Source organism: Neobacillus sp. OS1-32, assembly GCF_030915425.1.
GTDB classification, from domain to species: domain Bacteria; phylum Bacillota; class Bacilli; order Bacillales; family Cytobacillaceae; genus Neobacillus; species Neobacillus paridis.
Window position 1 is genome coordinate 888992 of sequence record NZ_CP133263.1, and the last position, 23669, is coordinate 912660.

Genomic DNA, 23669 nt, shown 5'->3' on the forward strand with positions numbered 1-23669 from the left:
TCAAATTCTGAATTGGAAAAATCAATCATAAAATAAACCAAAAAGTTGGTCAAGGTGATTGTTATTTTTTCGAAATTTATTGCGACGATTGTTGGGAGTATGTTATTGGCCGTTGGGATTAATGCTTTTTTAGTACCACATCATTTAATCGATGGTGGAATTATTGGGATAGCGCTCATTCTTCATTATTACTTTCATGTTCAGACAGGGATGACGATGCTTTTTTTAAGCCTGCCGATTTGCCTGCTGGCCGCTTATTATGAAAAAGCCTATTTTTTAAATAGTTTGGAAGGTTTATTGGTTTCTTCTTTATTTATTGATTTGTTCTCACCGATTCGCTCGCAATTTCATGCAACAACTCTTGAAAGTGCTTTGTTAGGCGGGATCATTATTGGGATCGGAGTGGCTCTTATGCTTAAATACGAGACAAGCACCGGTGGAACGGATTTATTGGCAAGAGTGATTTCCAAAACAACTTCCATTAACATCGCCATCATCATAATATTACTTGATGGGCTCATCGTTATGGCCGGATTTGCCTTATTTGATCTGAAAAGCTTTCTGTGTTCCTGTCTGGCTATTGTTATAGTCGCGTTTATCACATCTTCCATCGTAAAAAACGAAGGATAAAGGGGAGAAGACATAACTAAAAGTGAAACTCCCGTAGATTGGGAGTTTTTCCATGTGTTAAGGTGATTTTTTTGTATTTTAATTCATACTTTACATATAGGAATTATAAGTATAAAATAGAAATAAGTTAAGAAACTAAAAAATCATCAGTTGTCGGGAATCGGACGCTAATGTTAAGTTAAATGCAAGGAGTGTTTTTCATGAAAGGTAACGTTGAAAAAAAGAGACAAAAACTAATCAATAAACTTATTTTTTTTAACGTGTTTACAAAAGAAGATAAGCGGCTAAACGAATTGTCCCTTTCAAAATTGGAATATGAATATAGAAGATTTAAATCACAAAATCATCCGCATGGTGAGTTTGGCTCTATTCAGTGGATTTAACATAAAAAAAAATATTCAGCTGTAGAATAGAAAACAATGCTTGCTTTAATCCGTATGGTGTTACCGCACCAGCGGTTTTTTATTTTCAATATCTAAATGAAAACCTAGGAAAGCATTCATTGCAAAGAAAGGGATAGAACATTGCGGTTCTATCCTCTATTTGTAGTGCCATTTTGTGAAGTATACGGAACGTCATGAATTTGTAGGGAACTTTTTTGGAAAAAGTTCATTTACCTCTTGATAATCATATCAAATTAGATTAATATCTAATTTGATATTAATCTAAGTAGGTGGTTCAAAAAATGCAATTAAACAAAATGGTTGAATTTCATAAGGCACTGGGGGACCTAACTCGAATTCGTATTATTGCGCTGTTGAAGCAGGGTCCATTGCATGGCCAAGCAATGGCCGGAAAGCTGGGACTGAAACCGCCAACGATCACTCATCACATCGCAAAACTGAGGGAAGTCGGACTGATAAAGGAACGACGTGACAAAAACACCATCTATTTTTCGCTGAATATAAAAGCATTGGAGATGGGCGCGAAGGCGATTTTAAACATTGGAATGGGGGGAGAAAACAATATGGAAATGGTAGTGACAGCAGAGGAACGCAATGCAATTATTCAGAATTTCTTTACAAAAGATGGAAAATTGAAGAGCTTCCCGGCGCAGCGCAAGAAAAAGCTCGTGGTGCTTGAGCATATGATTAATGGATTGGAAATGGGAAAAGTGTATCCGGAAAAAGAAATCAACGAATATTTAAAGCAATTTCATGAGGATTATGCTACATTACGCCGCGAACTGATTATGTGCCAATTTATGTATCGGGAAAATAACCAATATGAGTTAAATCCGGTTGAGTTGTGGTGGCTGCGTTAACAGAGAAATTTTTTTTGAAAACAAATTAGATAAGTATCAAATTAGATATTTATAAAAGAAGGTGATGAAATTTACTGCGTCTTTTGTAAAACAAGAAAAATATTATTGTAGGTTATTTCTGGTAGGGGTAGTGAATGGGATTGGGGACCGGTTTAGTTCTGTCGCGGTTCTTGCTCTCATTTTAGAGTTAACTGGTTCCGGTCTAGCTGTCGGTGTGACCTTAGCCATTCGGCTCTGCCTTATCTCATTTTTGCACCAATCGGAGGGAGACTGGCAGACCGTTTTTCACGAAAAAACATCTTGGTAACAACTGATCTCGTACGGATTGTGTTTGCCTTATCCTTTCTAATGGTTCATGGTAAAGAGGACCTTTGGATCGTCTACGTAAGTACCTTTATGTTAGCCGCAGGGGAGGCCATTTATAGCCCTACGAGAAAATCGGCCATCCCACAGCTGGTTAATAAAGAGAATCTTATAAAGGTGAATAGTCTGGAACAAGTATTAGTCGGGATCGTCTTAATTGTCGGGGCCATTTCTGGCGGGATTGTTTCCTTTCTCCTTGGGGAAGAATTGACGTTTTGGATCAACGCAGCCTCCTTTTTAGGGGCAGCAGCTCTTATTTCCACAATAAAATTTCCTGAAAAGAAACATCTCCAAGAGGAAAGGGGATTCAATAAACAAGTTTCAGCACGAACAACCTTCAAAAAAATCATCTTCCTATCAATACCGATACAAATTCTTCTCTTCTGCGAAATCGTCATAGCCTCCATGAACGGAATTGATAACGTTCTTATTAGTGTCTACGCAGTGAATGAATATAACTTGGGAAATATAGGTGTTGGGCTTTTTTATGGAGCGTTAGGGATTGGCTTAACTTTAAGTTTTCCGATCGCTAACCGGCTGCGGAAAAATATCCTTGGCATCGGCTTGGTCTGTCTCTTGCTTGAAGGAACTTTTCTCGTATTATTGAGCCAAACCCATTTTGTCGCTGTTGCATTTATCCTGTTTTGCGCTGCCGCATGTATGTCGGGGATTGGCAATACTTGTTTTGATACGGTGCTGATGAAGGAAATTCCCGAGGAACATCATGGAACCATGTTTGGATTATTGGCCTCCATCAGTAACCCTTTATTGGGGCTTTCGATGCTATTATCCGGCTTCGCTTTAGAATACATGACACCACGGTCCTTAGGTTTAATTGGCGGGGGCGCTTATATGTTTGTTGCCCTTTTCCTAATGGCCATTCTTTCTATAAAAAAGATTGGTGCGAGAGATGCAGTTTAAGTAGTAAAAATAATACAAAAATCCATGCACATTTTTTAAAGTCCTTCATATAGTAACTTCTGTGTGGGAAAAATGTATGAGAGGAAGTAAGAACAATGAGCAATGTTAAATTACAAACATCCAAACAAAATGAATGCAAAGACGGGCAAAACGGATACAAAATCATTGAATTCAATGTATCTGACCCCGCGGAAAGTTTATTTGCGGTTGTCACTCCGGTTAAAAAACATTAAAAGCCAAAAAAACTATCTTTTTGTGTTAGTGCATAGAAAGATAGTTTTTTTTATTTCTATAACCAATTGTCAAGTTTTCTAAGTAAGTGAAATATATCATCCCCCGCTTGTTTTATTCGTTTTAAAATAAGTAAAGAGGTGATGGATATGGAAAAGAATTGGTCGATCGCACTTGAACATGATGAATATGAAACAGACCGTTCATTAGTGATAAACGACGCAATCGATGCCGTAAAACAGACAGCAAACGGTTGTTATGTGAACATTGTAACTCCTGCTGCCTTTGGAAATCCTGATGATTATTTAACTGAAGAGCTGAAGCAAGCTTTCGAAAATGAAATTGATGTGAAATTTATCGATCAATGTGGCTGTGGAGGATATGTGTTAAGAGTATGGAAAAACAACTAGATTTAAAGGTTTTTACTAACTATCAAAAACTCCAAGTCATCTTAGCAAAGTGTCAGGCACCGTCATTATGGTTGGTGCCTGACTTTTTTAGTATTCTCCTTAAAATAACTGCATCTGTTCCATTTTGTTTTTTAACAGAACCATAGCCCATTAATTAATAATGTTTCAAACATTTGATTAATGGCGTGTCTGGAATCTTTTTGCAATGTTCAAGTAGAATTTGCCCAACCTCTTCTTTGAATACCGAGAGTCAACAATTTCCAACCTTCTTTAGACCTGTATTTTTATGTTTTTTTCGAAGGACATTTCCCCTTTTTTTGTAAATTTTATTTTTTTGAAACTTTCATTAAGTATATAATAAGGATATCAAAAGGGGGATAATTTATTATGAAAAAATTTGCGATCAGTTTACTTTCGTTTTTGCTCTTATTTAGTTTAGCTGCCTGCAGCCAGAAAGCAGATCCAGTCGATTCAAAAACGAAAGAGAAAGAAAGCTTAACACTTGAAGAAGTATTTACAAAAACAACCGCTGCATCCAAAAGTTTGAAAAGTGTCCATTCAGATATGGAACTTAAGCAAACTATGAGTGTGCCAGATCAACAATCACCAATGGACATTCAGTCAACAATATCTGTTGATATGGTATTAAATCCAATGGCGATACATCAAAATATGAAAATGAATGTTACCGGCGGAGATGATTCTATTGAGCACCAAGCGATGAATACAGAGGCATATTTAGCAAAAGAAGGTTTCTTCTTTAAGGATCCGACTTCAAAACAATGGATGCAAATGCCTGGAGAGCTTTCCAAGCAAGTTTTACAAATGCCCCAGCAGCAAGCCAACCCGGCAGAGCAACTTAAACAATTACAGCAATTCGTCGATGACTTTTCATTTAAACAAAATGATACTCAATATATTTTGAAGTTGAAAGCATCTGGTGAAAAGTTTAATCAATTTTTAAAGGGAAATACCGAAAAATTATTACCGGATGCACTCAAGCAAAATGCCGATGTTCTTCAAAACATAAAATTTAAAAATGTTGACTATGAAATTTTCATTGATAAAAAGACATTCAATATTGCTGTGTTAAATACGAATCAGGAAATGGAAATGGCTATCCAAGGACAAAAATTAAATTTGAAACAAGAGATGAAGAGTACTTACTCCAATTACAATAAACTAGGAGAAATTAAAGTACCTCAGGAAGTATTAGACAATGCTAAAAAAGTGCAATAAATAAGGGAATGGGGCTTGGAAAAGGGTTGGTTAGCTGACTTTTTTCTAAAGTCCTTTTTTAATATGAATATTTAAAGATACAAACCCATTTTATCCCAACCTTCGTAAAAAAGGATCGGAATTATGTAAAATTGTGCATGGAATTTGTAAAAAAGTGATCCGATTTTGTAAAATAACTACTTTATACTAAGGGGTGTGATCCTGTTTATCCTATAATTTGTAAAAATGCAGCGTGATTATGTAAAATTATGAATGGAATTTGTCAAAACAATCCATGAATTTGTAAAATAACTTCTTTGTAATGAAAATATCCTTTTTTTGTAACAGAAAATATTAACCAATGAACTGGTTTATTGTATAATAATGGCTGGAATGAAAAAACACGATTCGGTTGGTAGTCCGAATGCATTATATGATCAATGTCAGTAACCTTCCCCTCCTCGGGATGTCCATCATTCCAAGTTATTTTATAGAGGAGGGACCTACAATGAAATTAACTATTACCTATGATGGTCAATTCTATGTGGGTATTGTAGAAACGATTTCTGAAAATACGCTTAAGGCTTACCGCTATGTATTTGGAAATGAACCAAAGGACCAAGAAGTTCTAGATTTTGTTAATAATGACTTGTTAAAGTTAATAACAAGCCATTCACAAGAAGGAGTACCAGCTAACCATACTTTAAAGCGCAACATTAATCCCAAGAGGCTCCAAAGGCAAGCAGCGAAGGAATTAGCCAATACAAGTATTTCATTTAAAGCACAGGAAGCGATAAAAAAAGAATACGAACAACGAAAGAAAAGCAAAATTAACGAAAAGAGAAATTTAAAAGAAGAACAAAAGCAATATAAGTGGGATTTGAAAAAACAAAAGGCAAAGAATAAGCGAAAAGGTAAATAAATGAGACGTTTCTACAAGGGGCTATCCAAAAGGTTGAGATTGACTCACTTTTTGGATAGCCTTTTTTGGTAGCGATATTTTGGTAATTTTGAATTTTTCTGGATCAATGATGAAAACCATTATCGCATTTAGTGTCATGGGGAATTGGATCATCGAGGGAATCCAGAAAGGAAACGGACTGTTTTAGATTTTCAAAGAACAAGTGAGCCAAGTCCATGGAAAAACCATTACGAACCACAACGCGCATTATCGTAACCTCTTCCATGTCTGGAGGTAAAGGATATGCTGGCACTTGCCAGCCAAATGTCCGTAATTGCCGGGACAAGTCATAGAGATTCCAGTTGGATGCGTATCCTTCTTTCAGCCGCCAAGCAAATACAGGAAGATCCGAGCCGTCTGAATAGAGTTCAAAAGGTTCCATGTCCCCAATTGCCTTGCTGAGGAAATGTGCCACATCTTGACAAGCCTTTTGCACTTGATAGTATCCCTCTTTGCCTAAACGCAGAAAGTTATAGTACTGCAGGAGGACTTGGGCACCGGGCCGTGAGAAATTCAAAGCAAACGTCGGCATGTTTCCGCCTAAATATGACACTCGAAAAATGAGTTCCTCAGGGAGATCTTCCGCCTCACGCCAAATGACCCAACCAAGCCCCGGGTAAACTAAACCATATTTATGACCGGAAACATTGATAGATTTCACCCTGGGAAGCTGAAAATCCCATATCAGGTCCGGCTGCAGGAACGGTGCGATAAACCCGCCGGAAGCAGCGTCCACATGGATGGGAATATCGAGACCCGTTTTAGCTTGGAGCTCATCCAAGGCTTTCGCAATCGCGGCGATTGGTTCGTAAAGACCGGTATAGGTCACTCCAAGAATCGGCACCACACCAATCGTATTTTCGTCTACGACAGCGAGTACACCTTCGGGATCCAAATAAGGATGATCTGGAGTAATGTTTACATATCGTGGTTCCACCTCCCAATAATTGGCGAATTTTTCCCAAACGACCTGGACAGCGGAACTGAATACGATATTGGGCCGGTCAACTGGTTTGCCCTGTTTCCTGCGCGCGTTTTGCCAGCGCCGCTTTAACGCAAGTCCCCCAAGCATACACGCTTCCGATGAGCCCGTTGTCGAAACTCCAATCGTATCATGCGGGGAGGGTGAATGCCAGAGATCGGCTAAAATTCGCACACACCGTTCCTCGATCGCCGCTGTTTGTGGATATTCGTCCTTATCAATCATATTCTTGTCGACTGATTCGGTATATAAGTGATCTGCAGCGGGTTCCATCCAGGTGGTAACGAATGTGGCAAGATTGAGACGGGCATTGCCATCCAGTGCAATTTCATCGTGGACAATTTGATAGGCAGTTTCAGGCAGCATGCCTTGATCTCGCATTTGAAAACGTGGAACAGCCTCTTCTCCTTTTCGGGCAAAAAGAGGATTTACCGAGAATTCTGCAGGCATCATCCTTTGTTTAATTTGCGTGCGCCGCGGTTGCCATTGTGGCATATAGGATCCACTCCTTCACGGGAATAAGATTTCTTATATTGGTTTGTGAAGAACGGGCATGAAATATTCATCATTCTTTGCAATGTTTTCTTCACTTCAACCAATATCAGCCGTGTTAATTCTAATCTGAAATATTATTATCAACATTATGTGACAAAGAAAAGTGGTTCAATTACTAGTATCTTTGCGGCGAATTTTGAGCCATAGGGCCGTTTTTAAAAGGTAAACACCCATCATTTGAAGAATATGTAATAGAAAGCATTAAAGAAATTTGTTATTTTATGCAAAATGGTAATATTGGATAATTATAATCCCTTTAGGAGGCAATTATGAGGGTCAGAAGTGTTCTCTATATGTTAACAGTCCTTTATTTGCTGGTAGGTTGTAATGGTTTGAAGACAGTAACGTTTGAACAGCTATACAATAAAGATTTAAACAAGGTTTCTAAGATCGAAATTCGCAGTGGCAGTACGGGAGAGTTAAAGTCCATAACGGATAAGACCATTATCAATAAGTTTTTAGTAAAAGTGAAAAATGTTAAGCTGATTCCAGATAATGACCAAAGGGAGATGAAAGGCTATAAATATCGGGTCACACTTTACGATAGTGAAGGTCAAACATTTGAATTCACATCAACTGAATTTAATGGCCATTATTATCAACCAGACCATGATATCTTAAAGGTTATAGAAACGATCTTTAATGAAACGTTGTGACAAAAAACACTTGATGTATTTTTGCCGCCTATTACGTTGCTGAACTGCAGCTAATAAGACAAAAATAATGATTTGGGAATAAGTTGATTTTCAAAGGATAATACTGACTTGTTTTTTTTCTGTATAATAGATGTTATCAATATCTTAGTTATATGAAAGACGAATAACTGCAAATGAAAAATCAAACAAACAGAAAGGGAGAGTAGAGCAAATGTCGCAAAAACAACAAGTGTTAGATCATTTAAAAAACTTGGGAATAGAGTATAAACTGCTGGATCATCCAGCTGTTTTTACAATAGAAGAAATGGATCAATTGAAAATTACTGAACATGGAGCGGTATGTAAAAATTTATTTTTACGGGATGCAAAAGGAAAGCGTCACTTTCTTGTTGTTGTAGACAAGGACAAACAGGCTGATTTAAAAAGCATTCGGGAACAATTGGGGTGCACAAGGTTAAGTTTTGCCTCTGATGAAAGACTGCAGCATTATTTACAATTGCAAAAGGGTGCGGTGACCCCACTTGGAGTCATCAATGATTCTGACGCGGCGGTCGAAATCGTGTTGGATAGCAGCTTGGAAGGAAAAGAACAGCTCGGATTTCACCCAAATGACAATACCGCAACAGTCTGGATTTCATTTGCGGATTTATTAAAGTTCATTCGCACGAATGGAAATACCATTCATTTTATTGAAATGTAGACGAACTATTGTTTAGGTTAAGAATATAATTTACTTGGACATGAGACAGTAGAACGGGACTAACCATCAGTTGGGGATGAAGGAAACCCCACTGATGGAAGTTTCACTTTATTTATGGACGGTATGTTCCATCGTTTTTCGGCAGGAAATCACTGATTTCTTTCGATAAAATGGCTGTATCCGCAGGATGCCAATAATACGTGTTCCCATCAAATTGCAGATCAAATTTATAGGCAACCGGTTTATCAGTGTAAAAGACCATTTCATAATAAGTCGGGTTTCCATGCTCCGTATTAGGCTGGAAATTCGGGCTTGATTCACCGTTGTTTAAAATTTGCAAAAATCGCTTGACCTCTTTAGTGTTATTTATTTCTACAATTTTTTTACTTCCATTCGGTGTGTAGGCTAGGTAAATCTCGATTCGCTGAACCTTTTCCGTTGGCATGTCCATGAAATGCCATTTGTATTCACTATCGTCCCTCGAAAAATAAACGCGATACCCATGTATGTCACGGGAAGATTTTACGGCAATCAATTGCGGATAGCCTTTGATCGTGAAAATTTCAGTCCCTTTTTCATGAAAGGCGGCATCGCCATTGCGAATTTTGTAATTTGGATTCGTTACATTGTCAGCTACTTTGAACTTTACTTCGCCAAGTTTTTCGCCAATGAACTTTTTATCGGCCAAAACCCCTGTATAAATGCCATCATAACTTTTGCCATCCCATTTCACAAAATCAACCCAATCAATTGATATTTCTGGACTAAATGGGGTGGAGCGGCAGCCGGTTAATAAAACTATAAATAAAACGAAGACACTCCATTTTTTCATTGGCAGCACCCCTTTTGAAAATAGACGGAAAACTCTAGATGTTTGTTTCAGGTTAGTGTTTTTTTTAATACGATTTAGGAAAAAGAGAAAAATAAATAAATACATGTCATTATTGTTGTTACAGGAAAACTGAATGGGAGGATAAGAATGAAAATATTAGTTACAGGAGCAACAGGGAAATTAGGTTCAAAGGTTGTAGAATCATTATTGAAATCTATACCTGCAAGTGAACTGGCAGTAAGTGTTCGAAAACCGGGAAAAGCGGAGGGACTTCGGGCACGTGGGGTGGAAGTTCGCCATGGTGATTTTGATCAGCCGCAAAACTTAGAGAAAGCTTTTGCAGGGATTGATCGTTTATTAATAATCTCTGCGGATGGCGATAATAAAACAAGAATTCGTCAACATGCAAATGTAGTTCAAGCAGCCGAGCGTGCAGGGGTAAAATTTATTGCTTATACAAGTCTAGCCAATGCAACGGAAAGCAACAACTTATTCGCTCCAACTCATGTTGCGACAGAAGCAGCCATCATTAAGACGGGGATCCCATATTCTTTCTTGCGTAACAATTGGTATTTGGAAAACGAAATCGGAAGCATTCAAGGTGCTATAGCAGGAGCCCCATGGGTAACTTCCGCTGGAAAAGGTAAAGTAGGCTGGGCACTGCAACAAGATTACGCAGATGCAGCGGCAGCGGTTCTTGTTGGAAACGGTCACGAAAATACAGTGTATGAACTTTCTGGTCCACTTTTAACACAAGAAGAATTGGCATCTGCTCTTGGTAAGGTATTGGGTAAAAATATACCTGTACAACAAGTTAGTGACGAAAAATATGCTGAGATTATGAAAGGCTTAGGTTTACCTGATTTTGTGATTCCGATTACAGTAGGAATTCAAGAAAGCATTCGGAACGGTTCATTAGCTGTTAAAAGCCATGATTTTGAAAAAGTTCTTGGACGTCCTGTTACGCCGATCAATGAAGCACTGACTCAACTTGTTAATGCAATTTCACAAACAAAATAATACCTGAATTATTCACAGTTTTTTTGAAATAGGCTGCTTTCTCCTATTTAATCAGCTTTTCAGTCGATTTTTAATGCACTTAATAAATGAAAAAAGAATCCATTTCTGATAAGGTTAAAACAACTACGAAATAACCACAGAAAGGATTCTTATAATGGCTACTTTACCGCAATTAACCCTAAATTTCAATCGTCAAATTAAATTGTCAAATGATGGAGGTTCCCTTTCTTCTGATACCGGTGAATTCATTTTTAGAGAATTCGATGAGAAAATAGGGTTTTCAGAGACATTAACTAAATACCTACAACTAAAAGACGAAAGACTCTACTTTTTTCATTCGAATGAAAACTTGCTTCGTCAAAAGATTTATCAAATCGTTGCTGGATATTCCGAAGATGATGCAGCTGATCAATTAACGAAGGATCCCGTGTTTACGCAAATCATTGGAACAGAAGCATTAGCTTCCCAACCTAGCTTATCCCGCTTTTTTGCACGGTTTGATAAGGAATCTATTGTGCAATTAAATCAAGCTAATCAAGCACTTTTAGACAAAGTGAATCAAATTAGAGAGTCTAAGGCACTTATTATCGACTTGGATTCTACACATGCCGATACGTATGGAAAACAGGAATCCACATCTTACAATTCTCATTACGGAACAGTTGGTTTCCATCCATTGGTTGCTTTTGATGGAATAACTGGTGATTTTTTAAAGGCCCAACTAAGACCGGGAAATGTCTATACTTCCAACGGTGTCGTGGAATTTGTCAAGCCTCTTATCGAACATTATAATGAGAAATTCCCAGCGATTGTCCCATTCCTACGAGGGGATAGTGGCTTTGCTGTTCCAGCTTTGTATGATTTGTGTGAGGAAGAGTCGGTTTATTATGTGATTCGTTTAAAATCAAATGCCAATTTGCAACGTCTCGCTGATGAACTACATCCTGCCTCCATTCCAGCCGATACAACAAAACCAGAGATTTATTATGAGGAAACCGAATATCAAGCAAAATCATGGTCTAAGCCTAGAAAAGTTATCATCCAATCTGTTCGCCCTGCGGGCGAATTGTTTTTCACGAATTCATTTTTTGTAACGAACTTGATAGACGCATTTTCCCCGAAGGATATCGTGAATGCGTACAAAAAAAGAGGCACAATGGAAAACTATATCAAGGAAGCTAAGAATGGATTTGGTTTGGATAAAATGAACAGCCATTCTTTTCAAGTAAATGAATCCAAGATGATGTTGAGCTTGTTGGCATATAACCTAACAAATTGGCTTCGTACGCTTTGTTTTCCAGAGGGACAAAAAAGCATACAAATCGAAACCATTCGAACAAGACTGATAAAGGTCGCAAGTAAATTAGTGAAATCAGGACGATCACTTTACTTTAAGTTGTCTTCCAGTTTTGTGTACCAAGAATTCTTTTGGAAAGTATTACAGAGAATTCAACTGCTAAAGCTGGAATAAAACTTATCTGCTATCTAATTTGGGCTGTGTTAATGTGCGATTTTGATTTTTACACACTGTTGATTGAAGTGGAGGGCGCTTGACTCCTGCGGGATGTAGAGGAAAAGTCGAGACCCCACAGGCGGAACGCCGAGGAGGCTCGACTTCCTCCCTGCGGAAAGCAAGCGCCCGGAACGGAAATCAACAGACAAATGTAATGCAGCCAATATTTAAAAACAACTTTCAAGACCAAGGGAGTAGTATGCTCAAAAACCTAACATTTTAAGACATGCCACTTAGCGATTTCCATGAATAGGTAACTTACAAATAAATTAATGGCAATTGTGCACCAAATTGAATTTCTAGATTTCTTTTTATTGACTAATGTGCAGGTATGAATAATTCAGGTAATAAAATTTTATAAATTTAGTTAAAGGTGTGATCCCCAATGGACCTTTGGTCTGAGGTTTTAACAAAATTAAGTGAAAAAATTTCAAAACCTAGTTTTGAAACTTGGTTTGCCGGTACTGAAGCGGAAATCATCGGAGAAACGCTTCTAATAAAACCAAAAAATTCATTTGCGGCAGACTGGTTACAGGAGCGATACCATTCTTTAATATCTGAAACAGTCAATAAAATATCTGAAAAAACTTATGAGATTAAGATTGCAGGCGTTGAATTGCAATTAGAGAATAATTACCCGGCTTTTTCAAGTCCCGCTAATAGTGCCTCTTATCTTGATTTTAAAAAAATAATCGAAGAACAGAATGAGATCCTGCTAAAGCAACAGCGGAAAATAGAAGAACTTGAGAAAAGGGTACAGGCTTTGGAAAAACAACGGGTTCTCTTTTGAAGTGCAAAAAGTGAAAAAACAAGTTAAATAACTTATGAAAAAGCATGGGAACACTATGCTTTTTATTTTCTTTAAACTCCAAAATGGGATAGGCTGATAATTTCCGACTAATGTATATAGGGGAGGCTTATTTAGCAAATATAAGCGGAGATATTCCGATTAACATTACCCTATTTGAATTGCGATTTGCTGTTATGCTGTACCTCAAAAGAGAATGTCTTATTTGGAAAAAATCTATCCTTAAGTCAGCGGCTTAGGTGGATCCTTTTGCCTTTTTGCCAACCTTCTAAAAGGGTACCGTCTATAACGTCCTAAAGTTTATAAATGTGAAACTATTCGAAATTTATAGGTTAAGTATTGAATTCTCTTTTATTTTTTTGTATATTTTAATTGTTAGCACTCGCTGATATTGAGTGCTAACAACATTATTTAAGGAGGTGAGATTATGAGATTAAATTTGTTGTAATGCATTATTGAATGGACGGAATATTAGAGCCATAGTTCAAATGTTAGGTAAACATGTGAAACTATTAAAAGTATTTTACCAAAAAAATTTCGGAACTTAATCTATGCCAATCCTCATATATTTTTCAAAATATTGTTGCTGGTTTTCATAGCTTATTTTCTGAACTTTAAGGAATCGCTTTGAAGGAGGTATTATAAAAATGTTGGACTATGAATGCGTATATTGTGGTGAACCACTTTCAAAATGGGAGAATACTAGAAGTTATTGTTGGAATTGTAATGAATTAACCACATCTGAAGCTTTTCACGAAGAACATGATGATCATCGTTTAACTTAATTTATGGCTAAAATTGAATTCACATTAAACGGAGGGATTGTCAATGAAAAGACGAGCAATCATTTATTGTGAAAATCAATTTGGTTCCATGGATGGAAAGACCGCAAACGGGTTAATACGTGACCCGGGCTACTATCAAATTGGTGCTGTTATCGATAGCACGAAAGCTGGAAGGGATGCAGGGGAATACCTGGACAAGAAACGAAACGGGATCCCCATCTGCAGCAGTTTGGAGGAAGCAATTAGGGTTTCAAAAGTTAAACCGCAGTATTTTATTTTTGGCATTGCTCCTTCTAATGCCTTTTTGCAAACAGGTGAAAGAGAGATCCTAAAGAAGGCAATGGAAGCAGGAATGCATATCATCAACCCGCTTCAGGAATTCCTGACGGATGATGAAGAAATGGTTGAATATGCAGAGAAGCATGGAGTAACCATTCAAGATATTCGTAAACCCAAACCGAAAAAAGAGTGGAAAATGTTCACGGGGAGGATTTTTCAAATTGAAACCCCGATTGTTGCGTTCTTAGGTACTGATGGTGCCTGCGGAAAACGAACAACTGCTATGATTGTGGAACAAGAATTAAAACGAAGAAGCTTTCGAACAGCTTTTATTGCCACAGGGCAAACTGGATTAATCCAGGGGGCCTCATACGGGCTTGCCGTTGATGCTTTCCCCATGCAGTATGTGATTGGTGAATTGGAAAATGAAATTATTAAGGCTAACAAAATCGAAAAACCGGATGTCATCCTGGTGGAAGGACAAGGAGCTTTAAGCCACCCAGCATATGGCAGCTCTTTTAGTATTTTAAAAGGATCACGCCCTAAAGCCGTAATTTTACAGCACCCGCCAAAAAGAAAGGTATTAGGAGACTTTCCTTTTATGAAAATGCCTTCACTTCGAAGTGAGCTGGAACTAATTGAATATGTTGGTCATACAAAGGTCATTTCGATTACGCTAAATCATGAAGGCATGACGGAACGGGAGATCGAGAGAACGATCCTGGAATATGAGCAGCAGTTCCAATTGCCGACGACAGATGTTTTGTTAAAGGGACCCGAAAAAGTAGCTGACAGCATAATTGAATTTTTCCCTTCTTTAAAACAAAAACAACAAGAAATGTCAAGGATGGTCGCGATATGACCAGTAAAATCACGCCTAGAATTGAAATAAACTTAGAAAAAATCCGTCATAACACAAAGGTGTTAAAGAAATTATATGGCGAGAAAGGGATTCAGATTTCAGGGGTTGTCAAAGGGGTCTGTGCCAATCTGGAAGTGGCCAGAACGTTAGTGGAGGCAGGGATCACCAGTCTTGCTGATTCCAAGATTGAAAATATTAGAAAAATGAAAATGGCTGGTTTAAAATCTAAGTTAATTTTATTACGGACACCTGCTCTGAGTGAAGTGCAGCAGGTTGTTGAGTTTGCTGACATCAGCATGAATACAGAGCTTGAAATTATTCGGGCTCTCTCAGCAGAAGCCAAAAGGCAGAATAAAATTCACTCCATCATCATCATGGTGGAAATGGGGGACTTAAGAGAGGGGATTTTGCCGAAAGATACTCCTGCCTTTATTCGTGAAGTTTTAAGGCTGCCAGGGATTGAGCTGGCTGGGATCGGCACAAACTTTGCCTGCTTTGGTGGAGTTGTGCCGACAGTGAAAAAAATGCAAGAGTTCTCCAATCTTGTCAACGAAATTCAAAAGGAATTTCAAATAAAGCTTCCCATCGTATCCGGCGGAAACTCTGCAAATTACACTTGGCTGATGAATACCCATGATGCCGGTTCGGTAAATAACATTCGCCTTGGGGAGTCGATTCTTTTGGGGCGAGATCCGGTTTCAGGAAAAGTCATTCCCGGACTATACCCTGATGCTTTTTACTTCGTTGCGGAAGTCATTGAATCGAAACTCAAACCATCTGTCCCATCTGGTATTAGGGGGAGAAATGCTTTTGGGGAAAGAATATCGTTTGAAGACCATGGTTTGATGAGAAGAGCAATTGTTGGAGTTGGGAGGCAGGATGTATTAGTCTCGGGCTTATCACCTGTGCTGCCGGTTGAAATTATAGGATCAAGCAGCGATCATATCATCCTAAATACAAAACAAATCCATTTAAAACTAGGCGAGGAAGTTGCCTTTTTCCTCAATTATGGTGCTTTACTTTCTGTCATGACATCCCCATATGTATATAAAACATACACACGCCAAACGTCTAAAAGGTACAACTCGCTAACAAGAACACCCGCCTAGAAATACAATAAATTATGGGATAGAGAGGGGCAAAAATATATCATAGTTTTTTGTCCCTCTTTTTGTTACGATTTTTAGTAAGTTGAGCTGGGATTCAATGACACCGTTTTTAATCTTCAATGAAATAACTCCAGTTCAGGCTTAGGGGGTTTTTTTATGGTCAAGTTTTTAAGTGGTCATTGAGAAAGGGAAAAAATCAATTTCTTAACATTCATAGCTCATTGATCAACAATGTTGACGTGATACCGTTCAAGCCACATATTTATTTGGGCCAAATGGGCAATCAGCTGCGGACCTGTCATCAGCTGACCGAACCAAGGGACTTTAAACGAGGATCCGTTTGATTCAATAATTTCTTTTATCTTTTGTTTGGATACGAGTTCGAGCAGAGGGGCTGTGTTATTGTCGATTATCTTGGATAGCATCTTTTTAACGAGATTTAAATATTTTGGATTGTGGGTTTTTGGATAAGGATTTTTTTTACGATAAAGAATGTCATCAGGGAGGAAGCCTTCTAACGCTTTTCTCAAAATCCCTTTTTCCCGGCCATTGAACATTTTCATTTCCCATGGTATGTTCCATACGTATTCAATCAGTCGATGGTCCGCAAACGGAACACGTACCTCCAAACTGGCGGCCATACTCATCCGATCCTTTCGCTCTAGCAATGTCGCCATGAACCAAACGATATTCAAATAAAATAACTCCCGGCGACGACCTTCGATCGAATGTTCCCCATCTAATCGTGGAACCTCCTTTATTGTTTCTCTATATCTAGCTTTCACATAATCCATTAAATTGAGCCTTTGCTGCCAATGTGGCAAAAGAAGCTCGTGTCGTTCCTGTTCCGATTTCATCCAAGGAAAATGATCCTCATGCAACAATTCTTTTTTATAAAACCAAGGATAGCCGCCAAAGATTTCATCCGCACATTCACCTGACAACGCAACCGTGAAATCATGTTTGATTTCTTCAGAAAACCAGAGGAGGGAGGAGTCAATGTCAGCCATGCCAGGCAAATCTCTTGCTATTACCGCATCTTCTAATCTTTTGGCGAGCATCTCTTGGGTAATCAACGTGGGATGATGAACAACTCCTAAATAGCGGATCATTTTATCAATCCAAGGCCGATCTTCATCATGCTGGAATATACTTGATTGAAAATATTCACTGTTGTTTTCATAATCAATGGAAAACGTATGGAGCGTCCCTCTGCCTTCTTTTTTGAAAAACTGAGAAGCAATTGCACTGATGGCGCTTGAATCAAGTCCACCAGATAAAAACGTACAAACGGGAACATCTGCCACTAACTGCCTTTCAACTGCATCTTTTACCAGGAATCTTACATTTTCTACCGTTTCAGTTAATGAATCGTGATGTTCGCGGCTTTTCACATTCCAATAGCGTTTGATCGTAAGTCCGTTTCGGTTAAAAATGAGGAGATGAGCAGGCCGCAGCTCATCGATTCCTCTAAAAACCCCATGGCCAGGGGTTCGGGAAGGTCCTAAGCCAAATAATTCTTGCAGTCCTTCCCGATCGACCTCAGCTCTCACATCTGGATGTGCCAAAATCGCTTTAAGCTCGGATCCAAACAGGAGTGTATGATGGAGATGTTTATAAAATAATGGTTTGACACCTAATCGATCTCTTGCCATAAAAAGCTTTTCCTGTTGATGCTCCCAAATCGCAAAGGCAAATATCCCATTTAATCGCTCTACACAGTTTTCTCCCCATTCGATATAGGCTGTGAGCAGCACCTCTGTATCGGAATGAGAGTGAAAGGAATAACCTCTGCAAGTTAATTCCTTCCGAAGGTCTTCTGTATTATAGAGCTCACCATTGTAGACAATGGTATATGTTTGCCCTGATATCGATTTCTTTGTCATCGGCTGAGCGCCGCCGGCTGGATCGACAACAATGAGTCTTGTATGACCTAGTGCAGCGTGATGATCACAAAAGACATTGGAAGCATCAGGACCACGCTTCGATAATGTCTCTGCCATCTTTTGAACGGTGAAACCTTGTTGTTTTACATCTTGTTGCCAATCAACCCATCCTGTCATTCCACACATTTGTCATCACTCTTTCGCTGGCGTTTTTTGATAATCTTATACAATATTAAAATATCAACAAAAACTGTCCATCAGTGCCTTTCTCCAGGGAATATTATAAAATGTTGGGCTCTTTCGCAAGAATGAACAGTAGTTCTGATAACACCCTATACAATGAGAAATGTTTTAATTAATAGCGCAATCCTTAACGTGCTTCTTCTTGCAGCTGTAAAACTTTCTTATATTCTTTAGGAATGACTTTTATCCATTTCGTTATATGTTCTTTCCAATGGGTGAGGATATAGGAGGCCCGTGAACTTCCTGTGTTGTAAAAATGCTTGCTTAACAGTTGGTGTAGCTGCTGTTGGTCCTCTTCTTCCAACGGGTCGAGATCGACTAGCGTGTGATTACACTGCTGGTGGAAGGTATTTGTGTCTTCAGCTAGGACATAAGCAATACCGCCGGACATTCCCGCTGCAAAGTTTTTTCCGACAGGGCCAAGGACAGCGACGACACCTCCCGTCATATACTCCAGGCCATGATCTCCAATCCCTTCCACGACAGCCTTCATACCACTGTTTCTTACCGCGAAACGTTCACCGGCGAGCCCGCAAATATAGGCTTCACCTGATGTTGCCCCGTAAAAAGCGGTATTGCCGATGATGGTATTTTCCTCTGGGATAAAAATCGAGTTTTTATATGGGTAAACGATGATTTTTCCGCCCGATAAGCCTTTGCCAATGTAATCATTGGCGTCACCTTCAAGAGTTAACGTTATTCCCTGTGGAATAAAGGCTCCAAAACTTTGTCCCGCAGAACCTTTAAAGGTAAGTTCAATCATGTCCTCTGGTAAGCCTTCACGGCCATAACGGGTCGAAAGTTTATTGCCTAATAGAGTACCAACTGTTCTATTTATGTTTTGAATCAGGAAATGAGCCTTTACTTTTTGTCTCCTCTGCAGTGCTGGTTCACATGCGATTAACAGTTCCTTATAGTCAAGTGAGTGTTCAAGTCGATGCTGTTGTTGTTGTTTCTGCTGATACAACTGACCATTTGCAGATGAAGGACGATAAAGGATATTTGATAAATCAATATATTTTGCTTTCCAATGTGTTTTCAGCCGGCTGTTTGGACGTAATAAATCGACCCGGCCAACCATTTCATTCATCGTTCGAAAGCCTAATTGGGCCATGATTTCACGGACATCCTGTGCGATAAATCTCATGAATGTTTCAACATGTTCAGGTTTTCCAAGGAATTTTTTCCGTAATTCCGGATCTTGTGTCGCAATTCCAACAGGACATGTGTTCAAATGGCATTGACGGACAAGGACACAGCCTAATACAACTAAGGCCGAAGTGGCAAAACCAAATTCTTCAGCGCCTAACAATGCCGCCATAACGATATCGCGCCCCGACATCATTTTTCCATCCGCCTCCAGAACCACACGATCACGCAGGCCGTTTAAGACGAGGGTTTGGTGGGCTTCTGCGAGTCCAATCTCCCATGGAATTCCGGCATGTTTAATGCTTGATCTTGGTGCTGCTCCGGTTCCGCCGTCAGCGCCGCTGATTAAAATGACATCAGCTAATCCTTTGGCTACACCAGCAGCAATCGTTCCGACACCGGCTTTTGCGACCAGCTTTACACTAATTCTTGCCTTTGGATTGGCATTTTTTAAATCATGTATCAGCTGTGCTAAGTCTTCGATGGAATAAATATCATGGTGCGGCGGCGGTGAGATTAACCCGACTCCAGGGGTAGAACCGCGCACTTCCGCAATCCACGGATATACTTTATCTCCTGGAAGCTGGCCGCCTTCACCCGGTTTTGCCCCTTGAGCCATTTTGATTTGGATTTCATCAGCGTTGACCAAGTAATGACTAGTGACCCCAAACCGGCCAGATGCCACTTGTTTAATCGCACTTCGGCGGGAATCCCCGTTTGCATCGGGAATATAGCGGTCAGGATGCTCGCCGCCTTCACCGCTATTACTTTTTCCGCCAAGCCGGTTCATGGCAATTGCCAATGTTTCATGAGCTTCTTGACTTAGCGATCCATAAGACATCGCACCTGTTTTAAAACGGCGGACAATCGATTCAATCGGTTCCACTTCGTCAATCGGAATCGGTGTGGTGTCTTTAAAGGCAAGCAAATCACGAATAAAAATAAACTGTTCCCCGTGAATTAATTCTTTATATTTTTTATACAGTTGATAATCATTTTTCCGACAGGCATTTTTCAGCGTATGGATAGCAGTAGGGTAGAAGGCATGGAGCTCTCCATTTTTCCGGTATTGAAAATCACTACCTGGATTCAGTGCTGGTTCCTCATAATGGAAGGCTGATTGATGGCGCATAAGAACTTCTTTTGCCATGACTTCCAGGCTAATACCGCCAATGCTGGATGTTGTTCCAGTAAAATAGTGATCGATCACTTCACGAGATATTCCGATCGCTTCAAAAATCTGTGCGCCACGGTAACTTTGAATCGTAGAGATGCCCATTTTGGACATGATTTTGACGATTCCGTCTGTTGCCGCTTTGATATAGTTTTGAACTGCTTTTTCAACCGGGAGCGTTTCGTCAAGCTCTCCGTTCTTCACCATCTCGCGAATACTGGCAATGGCAAGATAAGGGTTAATGGCATCCGCACCATAGCCAATTAGCATGGCCAATTGATGAACGTCCCGGGCCTCGCCTGTTTCCATAATCAGACTGACTTTTGTCCTTGTTCCCATTCGGACTAAGTGGTGATGAAGCCCACTGACAGCCAGCAAGGCTGGTATCGCTGCTAATTCTTGATTCAAATATTTATCCGACAATATAATGAGGGAAACTCCCTCCAAGATGGCCTTATCTACGCTTTCAAAAAGAGCCTGTAAGGTTGTTTCTAAAGTATTTTCCTGTTGAGCTTGAAAAATGATCGGAAATTCTTTTCCTTTAAAACCGCTTTTCTCTTGATTTTTTAGCAGCGCAAGTTCCCGGTCTGACAGAATCGGTGTGTCTAAGCGGATCCGTCTGCAGTTGTCTTCGGCTGGATGAAGGAGATTCCCTTCAGCTCCAAGAAAAGTAACGGTGGACGTAACAAATTGTTCCCGTATCGCATCAATTGGCGGATTTGTTACTTGGGCAAATAGTTGTCTAAAATAGTTGTACAATAACTGTGAGTGATTCGATAGAACCGCTAGTGGCATGTCATTCCCCATCGAATTAATCGGTTCTTTTGCCTCAACAGCCATGGCACCAATGACTTTCTTTAATTCCTCCACCGTATAGCCAAATGCCTGCTGATATTTGGCAATGGGGAGGTTGCTATCTATTGGCTCTTCGTCCTGGACCGTTGAAGGATATAGGTGAAGCCGACTTGCCTCCAGCCATTGCCGATACGGAAGCTCGTTTGCTACTTTTTCCTTCACCGCTTGATCTTGAATGATTCGCCCATTTTTCACATCGACCACAAGTATTTTTCCCGGACTTAATCTTCCTTTTTCAAGAATTTGATCGGGCTCAAGGTCAATAACACCTGCTTCGGATGCAAAAATAATCGTGTTGTCTACAGTCACATAGTAGCGGGCTGGGCGGAGTCCATTGCGGTCTTGCATCGCTCCGATCAGTTCTCCATCTGTAAAGGCAAAGGCTGCGGGGCCATCCCATGGCTCGATTAATTGGCTATGAAATTCATAAAAAGCTTTTAGGGAGTCATCCATTGAGATATCTTTCTCCCAGGGTTCCGGCACCATCATCATCGCTGCATGCGGCAATGATCTTCCAGAGCGGACGAAAAATTCTAAGCAGTTATCGAATGAAGAGGAGTCACTGCCATTTACGTCAATGATCGGAAGCAGATCCTTTATCTTATCACCCCAGATAGGCGATTCCATTATTTTTTCCCGAGCTTTCATCCAATTTATGTTGCCATTGAGCGTATTGATCTCACCATTATGAACTAACATTCTGTTTGGGTGAGCCCTTTCCCAACTAGGAAATGTATTGGTACTATAACGAGAATGAATAAGGGCAAAGGCCGATTCAAACGCTTCATCTTGTAAATCAAGATAGTACTGCTCCAATTGTTCAGGAGTTAACATTCCTTTGTAGACAATCGTTCTTGCTGAAAGACTGGCCACATAAAATGTTTCATTCCCGGCAAGCTGTCCTTGTAGAATCCTTTTTTCTGTCCGTTTACGAATAACATAAAGCGTTCTTTCGAATTCTTCTTCATCAGTTAAGTAATTGGCTTTGCCAATAAAAAGTTGGCGAATAAAGGGCTGACTGTTTTTGGCATTTTCTCCGATCGTTGAATCGTCAACAGGGACGGTTCTCCAACCGAGCAGCTGCTGTCCTTCTTCCTTGATGATGGCTTGAAATGCTTCCTCACATTGTCTTCTTAATTCAGCATCATGGGGCAGAAACACCATACCGACACCATAGCTTCCTTGACCCTTCATCTTCATTTGCGGGCAAACTTTCTTAAAAAACAAATGAGGCAGCTGAGTCAAGATTCCTGCACCATCACCTGTTTGCGAATCACCGGCTTGTGCTCCGCGGTGTTCTAATCTGCGAAGCATCGATATACCTTGCTTCACCGTGTGATGGGAAGCGCCGCGGTTTAATTCAGCAATAAATCCAATTCCACAGGCATCATGTTCATATTTAGAATCATATAACCCTTGTTTAGTAGGTTGTTGACAGTATTGCATCTTCTCACCCTTTCTCAATGCTGGTGTTGGCAGAATCATAATTCAAACCCAATTTAATCACACTCGGAAAATGGGTGATTTTTATGGGTTTTCCAATCAGTTAAGGTAAAATATTAGACTTTTTTGAATTATTTTTCTTGTGTTATATTTTATGACAAGACAATCAATCTGAACAATATCAATTTTTTATGAAATTAATCTATTATTGAGATGTGTTTGAAAACAATCAGTCCGTTTGCGATGTATTTTCAATTGGATTAATAGCAGGAGACAGGTGGTGCTGATCAGTTGTTAAGGGACTTCGGGGGACCGTGAGCATCCCTTCGCTTGAAGCGATAAGGGGACAACGGAGCACATGTGAAAATGGTCTTGAACAGTTACTCAATATAGGGAATAAGCAAAATAGAGTTTACTACAATAATGTTATGTAAACTAATATATTAACAAGGGCTTAAGTGGAGAAGACAAAGAAAAAGATAATTTCTGGGAAAAGAGAAGGAGTAAGGATACCGAAAGGTTTAACAAGTGGAGAAATAAATTTCATATTAAAAATAGAAACGTATGTTCCAAATAGTTAACAGGTATGTTAAAATAAATAGGCAATAGAATAGGATTTCTCAAGGGTGGTCGGCACACTCCCAAAGTAGAAAGGGGGTGGTGCTGTATGACGGTTTTTGAATCATTAATGTTTGCAATTGGTTTTGCAAGTTTAATCGTTGCCATACTGTCGTTTAACCATAAAAAATAATCCACCCTTGAGTTAGCGGCTCAGGTGGATCATTCTGCCTTTTAGCCGACCCCCTAAAAGGGAACCGTC

The 23669-nt window shown here is 39.5% G+C and carries 20 protein-coding genes; 16 read left to right on the top strand and 4 right to left on the bottom strand.

The features are described 5' to 3' along the window. The first annotated feature begins 54 nt into the window (after positions 1-54). The 9 genes from RCG24_RS04660 to RCG24_RS04700 all read left to right on the top strand — a co-directional run bounded on the left by RCG24_RS04660 (position 55) and on the right by RCG24_RS04700 (position 5959). Entirely contained in the window at positions 55-630 is a 576-nt protein-coding gene (locus RCG24_RS04660; protein WP_308079111.1) for a YitT family protein, read from the top strand. A gap of 200 nt (positions 631-830) precedes the next feature. Continuing rightward, the gene (locus RCG24_RS04665) at positions 831-1013 is read left to right on the top strand and encodes a Fur-regulated basic protein FbpA (protein ID WP_202651565.1); all 183 of its coding nucleotides are present in this window, start codon (positions 831-833) and stop codon (positions 1011-1013) included. A gap of 302 nt (positions 1014-1315) precedes the next feature. Beyond that, on the top strand, positions 1316-1894 hold the full coding sequence (locus RCG24_RS04670) for a DUF2087 domain-containing protein (protein ID WP_308078417.1): 579 nt from the start codon (positions 1316-1318) through the stop codon (positions 1892-1894). Between the two features lie 64 nt (positions 1895-1958). Further along, the gene (locus tag RCG24_RS04675) at positions 1959-2201 is read left to right on the top strand and encodes a hypothetical protein (protein ID WP_235887803.1); all 243 of its coding nucleotides are present in this window, start codon (positions 1959-1961) and stop codon (positions 2199-2201) included. Continuing rightward, positions 2165-3178: an MFS transporter gene (locus tag RCG24_RS04680; RefSeq protein WP_308079112.1), complete on the top strand. Its 1014-nt coding sequence runs from the start codon at positions 2165-2167 to the stop codon at positions 3176-3178. The genes RCG24_RS04675 and RCG24_RS04680 overlap by 37 nt, the downstream gene beginning before the upstream one ends. Before the next feature lie 95 nt (positions 3179-3273). Next, the gene (locus RCG24_RS04685; RefSeq protein WP_308078418.1) at positions 3274-3411 is read left to right on the top strand and encodes a hypothetical protein; all 138 of its coding nucleotides are present in this window, start codon (positions 3274-3276) and stop codon (positions 3409-3411) included. Between the two features lie 147 nt (positions 3412-3558). Continuing rightward, positions 3559-3819 (top strand): CGCGG family putative rSAM-modified RiPP protein, encoded by a 261-nt coding sequence (locus RCG24_RS04690; protein WP_308078419.1) that lies wholly within the window; start codon positions 3559-3561, stop codon positions 3817-3819. Between the two features lie 387 nt (positions 3820-4206). After that, on the top strand, positions 4207-5058 hold the full coding sequence (locus tag RCG24_RS04695) for a DUF6612 family protein (protein WP_308078420.1): 852 nt from the start codon (positions 4207-4209) through the stop codon (positions 5056-5058). A gap of 487 nt (positions 5059-5545) precedes the next feature. Beyond that, positions 5546-5959: a YjdF family protein gene (locus RCG24_RS04700; RefSeq protein ID WP_308078421.1), complete on the top strand. Its 414-nt coding sequence runs from the start codon at positions 5546-5548 to the stop codon at positions 5957-5959. Positions 5960-6062: 103 nt separating this feature from the next. Here the strand turns inward: RCG24_RS04700 and RCG24_RS04705 are convergent, their stop codons facing one another. Further along, entirely contained in the window at positions 6063-7475 is a 1413-nt protein-coding gene (locus tag RCG24_RS04705; protein ID WP_308078422.1) for a glutamate decarboxylase, read from the bottom strand. A gap of 329 nt (positions 7476-7804) precedes the next feature. Between RCG24_RS04705 and RCG24_RS04710 the strand changes: the two genes are divergently transcribed. Next, positions 7805-8191, top strand: a complete 387-nt coding sequence (locus RCG24_RS04710; protein ID WP_308078423.1) for a hypothetical protein — start codon at positions 7805-7807, stop codon at positions 8189-8191. A 211-nt stretch (positions 8192-8402) separates the two neighbouring features. After that, entirely contained in the window at positions 8403-8891 is a 489-nt protein-coding gene (locus RCG24_RS04715) for a prolyl-tRNA synthetase associated domain-containing protein (protein ID WP_308078424.1), read from the top strand. A gap of 112 nt (positions 8892-9003) precedes the next feature. On the opposite strand, the gene RCG24_RS04720 is transcribed toward RCG24_RS04715, so the two are convergent. Next, positions 9004-9723, bottom strand: a complete 720-nt coding sequence (locus tag RCG24_RS04720) for a hypothetical protein (protein WP_308078425.1) — start codon at positions 9721-9723, stop codon at positions 9004-9006. Between the two features lie 147 nt (positions 9724-9870). On the opposite strand from RCG24_RS04720, the gene RCG24_RS04725 reads away from it, so the two are divergent. The 5 genes from RCG24_RS04725 to RCG24_RS04745 all read left to right on the top strand — a co-directional run bounded on the left by RCG24_RS04725 (position 9871) and on the right by RCG24_RS04745 (position 16099). Then, the gene (locus RCG24_RS04725) at positions 9871-10743 is read left to right on the top strand and encodes an SDR family oxidoreductase (protein WP_308078426.1); all 873 of its coding nucleotides are present in this window, start codon (positions 9871-9873) and stop codon (positions 10741-10743) included. Between the two features lie 154 nt (positions 10744-10897). Further along, complete coding sequence (locus RCG24_RS04730; protein ID WP_308077762.1) at positions 10898-12214, top strand: IS1380 family transposase; 1317 nt, start codon at positions 10898-10900, stop codon at positions 12212-12214. Positions 12215-12641: 427 nt separating this feature from the next. After that, complete coding sequence (locus tag RCG24_RS04735; RefSeq protein WP_202651550.1) at positions 12642-13046, top strand: DnaA N-terminal domain-containing protein; 405 nt, start codon at positions 12642-12644, stop codon at positions 13044-13046. A gap of 846 nt (positions 13047-13892) precedes the next feature. Then, complete coding sequence (locus RCG24_RS04740) at positions 13893-14990, top strand: N-acetyltransferase DgcN family protein (RefSeq protein ID WP_308078427.1); 1098 nt, start codon at positions 13893-13895, stop codon at positions 14988-14990. Next, positions 14987-16099: an alanine/ornithine racemase family PLP-dependent enzyme gene (locus RCG24_RS04745; RefSeq protein WP_308078428.1), complete on the top strand. Its 1113-nt coding sequence runs from the start codon at positions 14987-14989 to the stop codon at positions 16097-16099. Before RCG24_RS04740 ends, RCG24_RS04745 begins: the two co-directional genes overlap by 4 nt. Before the next feature lie 218 nt (positions 16100-16317). Here RCG24_RS04745 and asnB read toward each other — a convergent pair whose 3' ends face one another. Both asnB and gltB read right to left on the bottom strand, forming a co-directional pair. Further along, positions 16318-18171: an asparagine synthase (glutamine-hydrolyzing) gene (asnB, locus tag RCG24_RS04750; RefSeq protein ID WP_308078429.1), complete on the bottom strand. Its 1854-nt coding sequence runs from the start codon at positions 18169-18171 to the stop codon at positions 16318-16320. Positions 18172-18355: 184 nt separating this feature from the next. Beyond that, on the bottom strand, positions 18356-22852 hold the full coding sequence (gene gltB, locus RCG24_RS04755) for a glutamate synthase large subunit (RefSeq protein ID WP_308079113.1): 4497 nt from the start codon (positions 22850-22852) through the stop codon (positions 18356-18358). Positions 22853-23669: the final 817 nt, after the last annotated feature.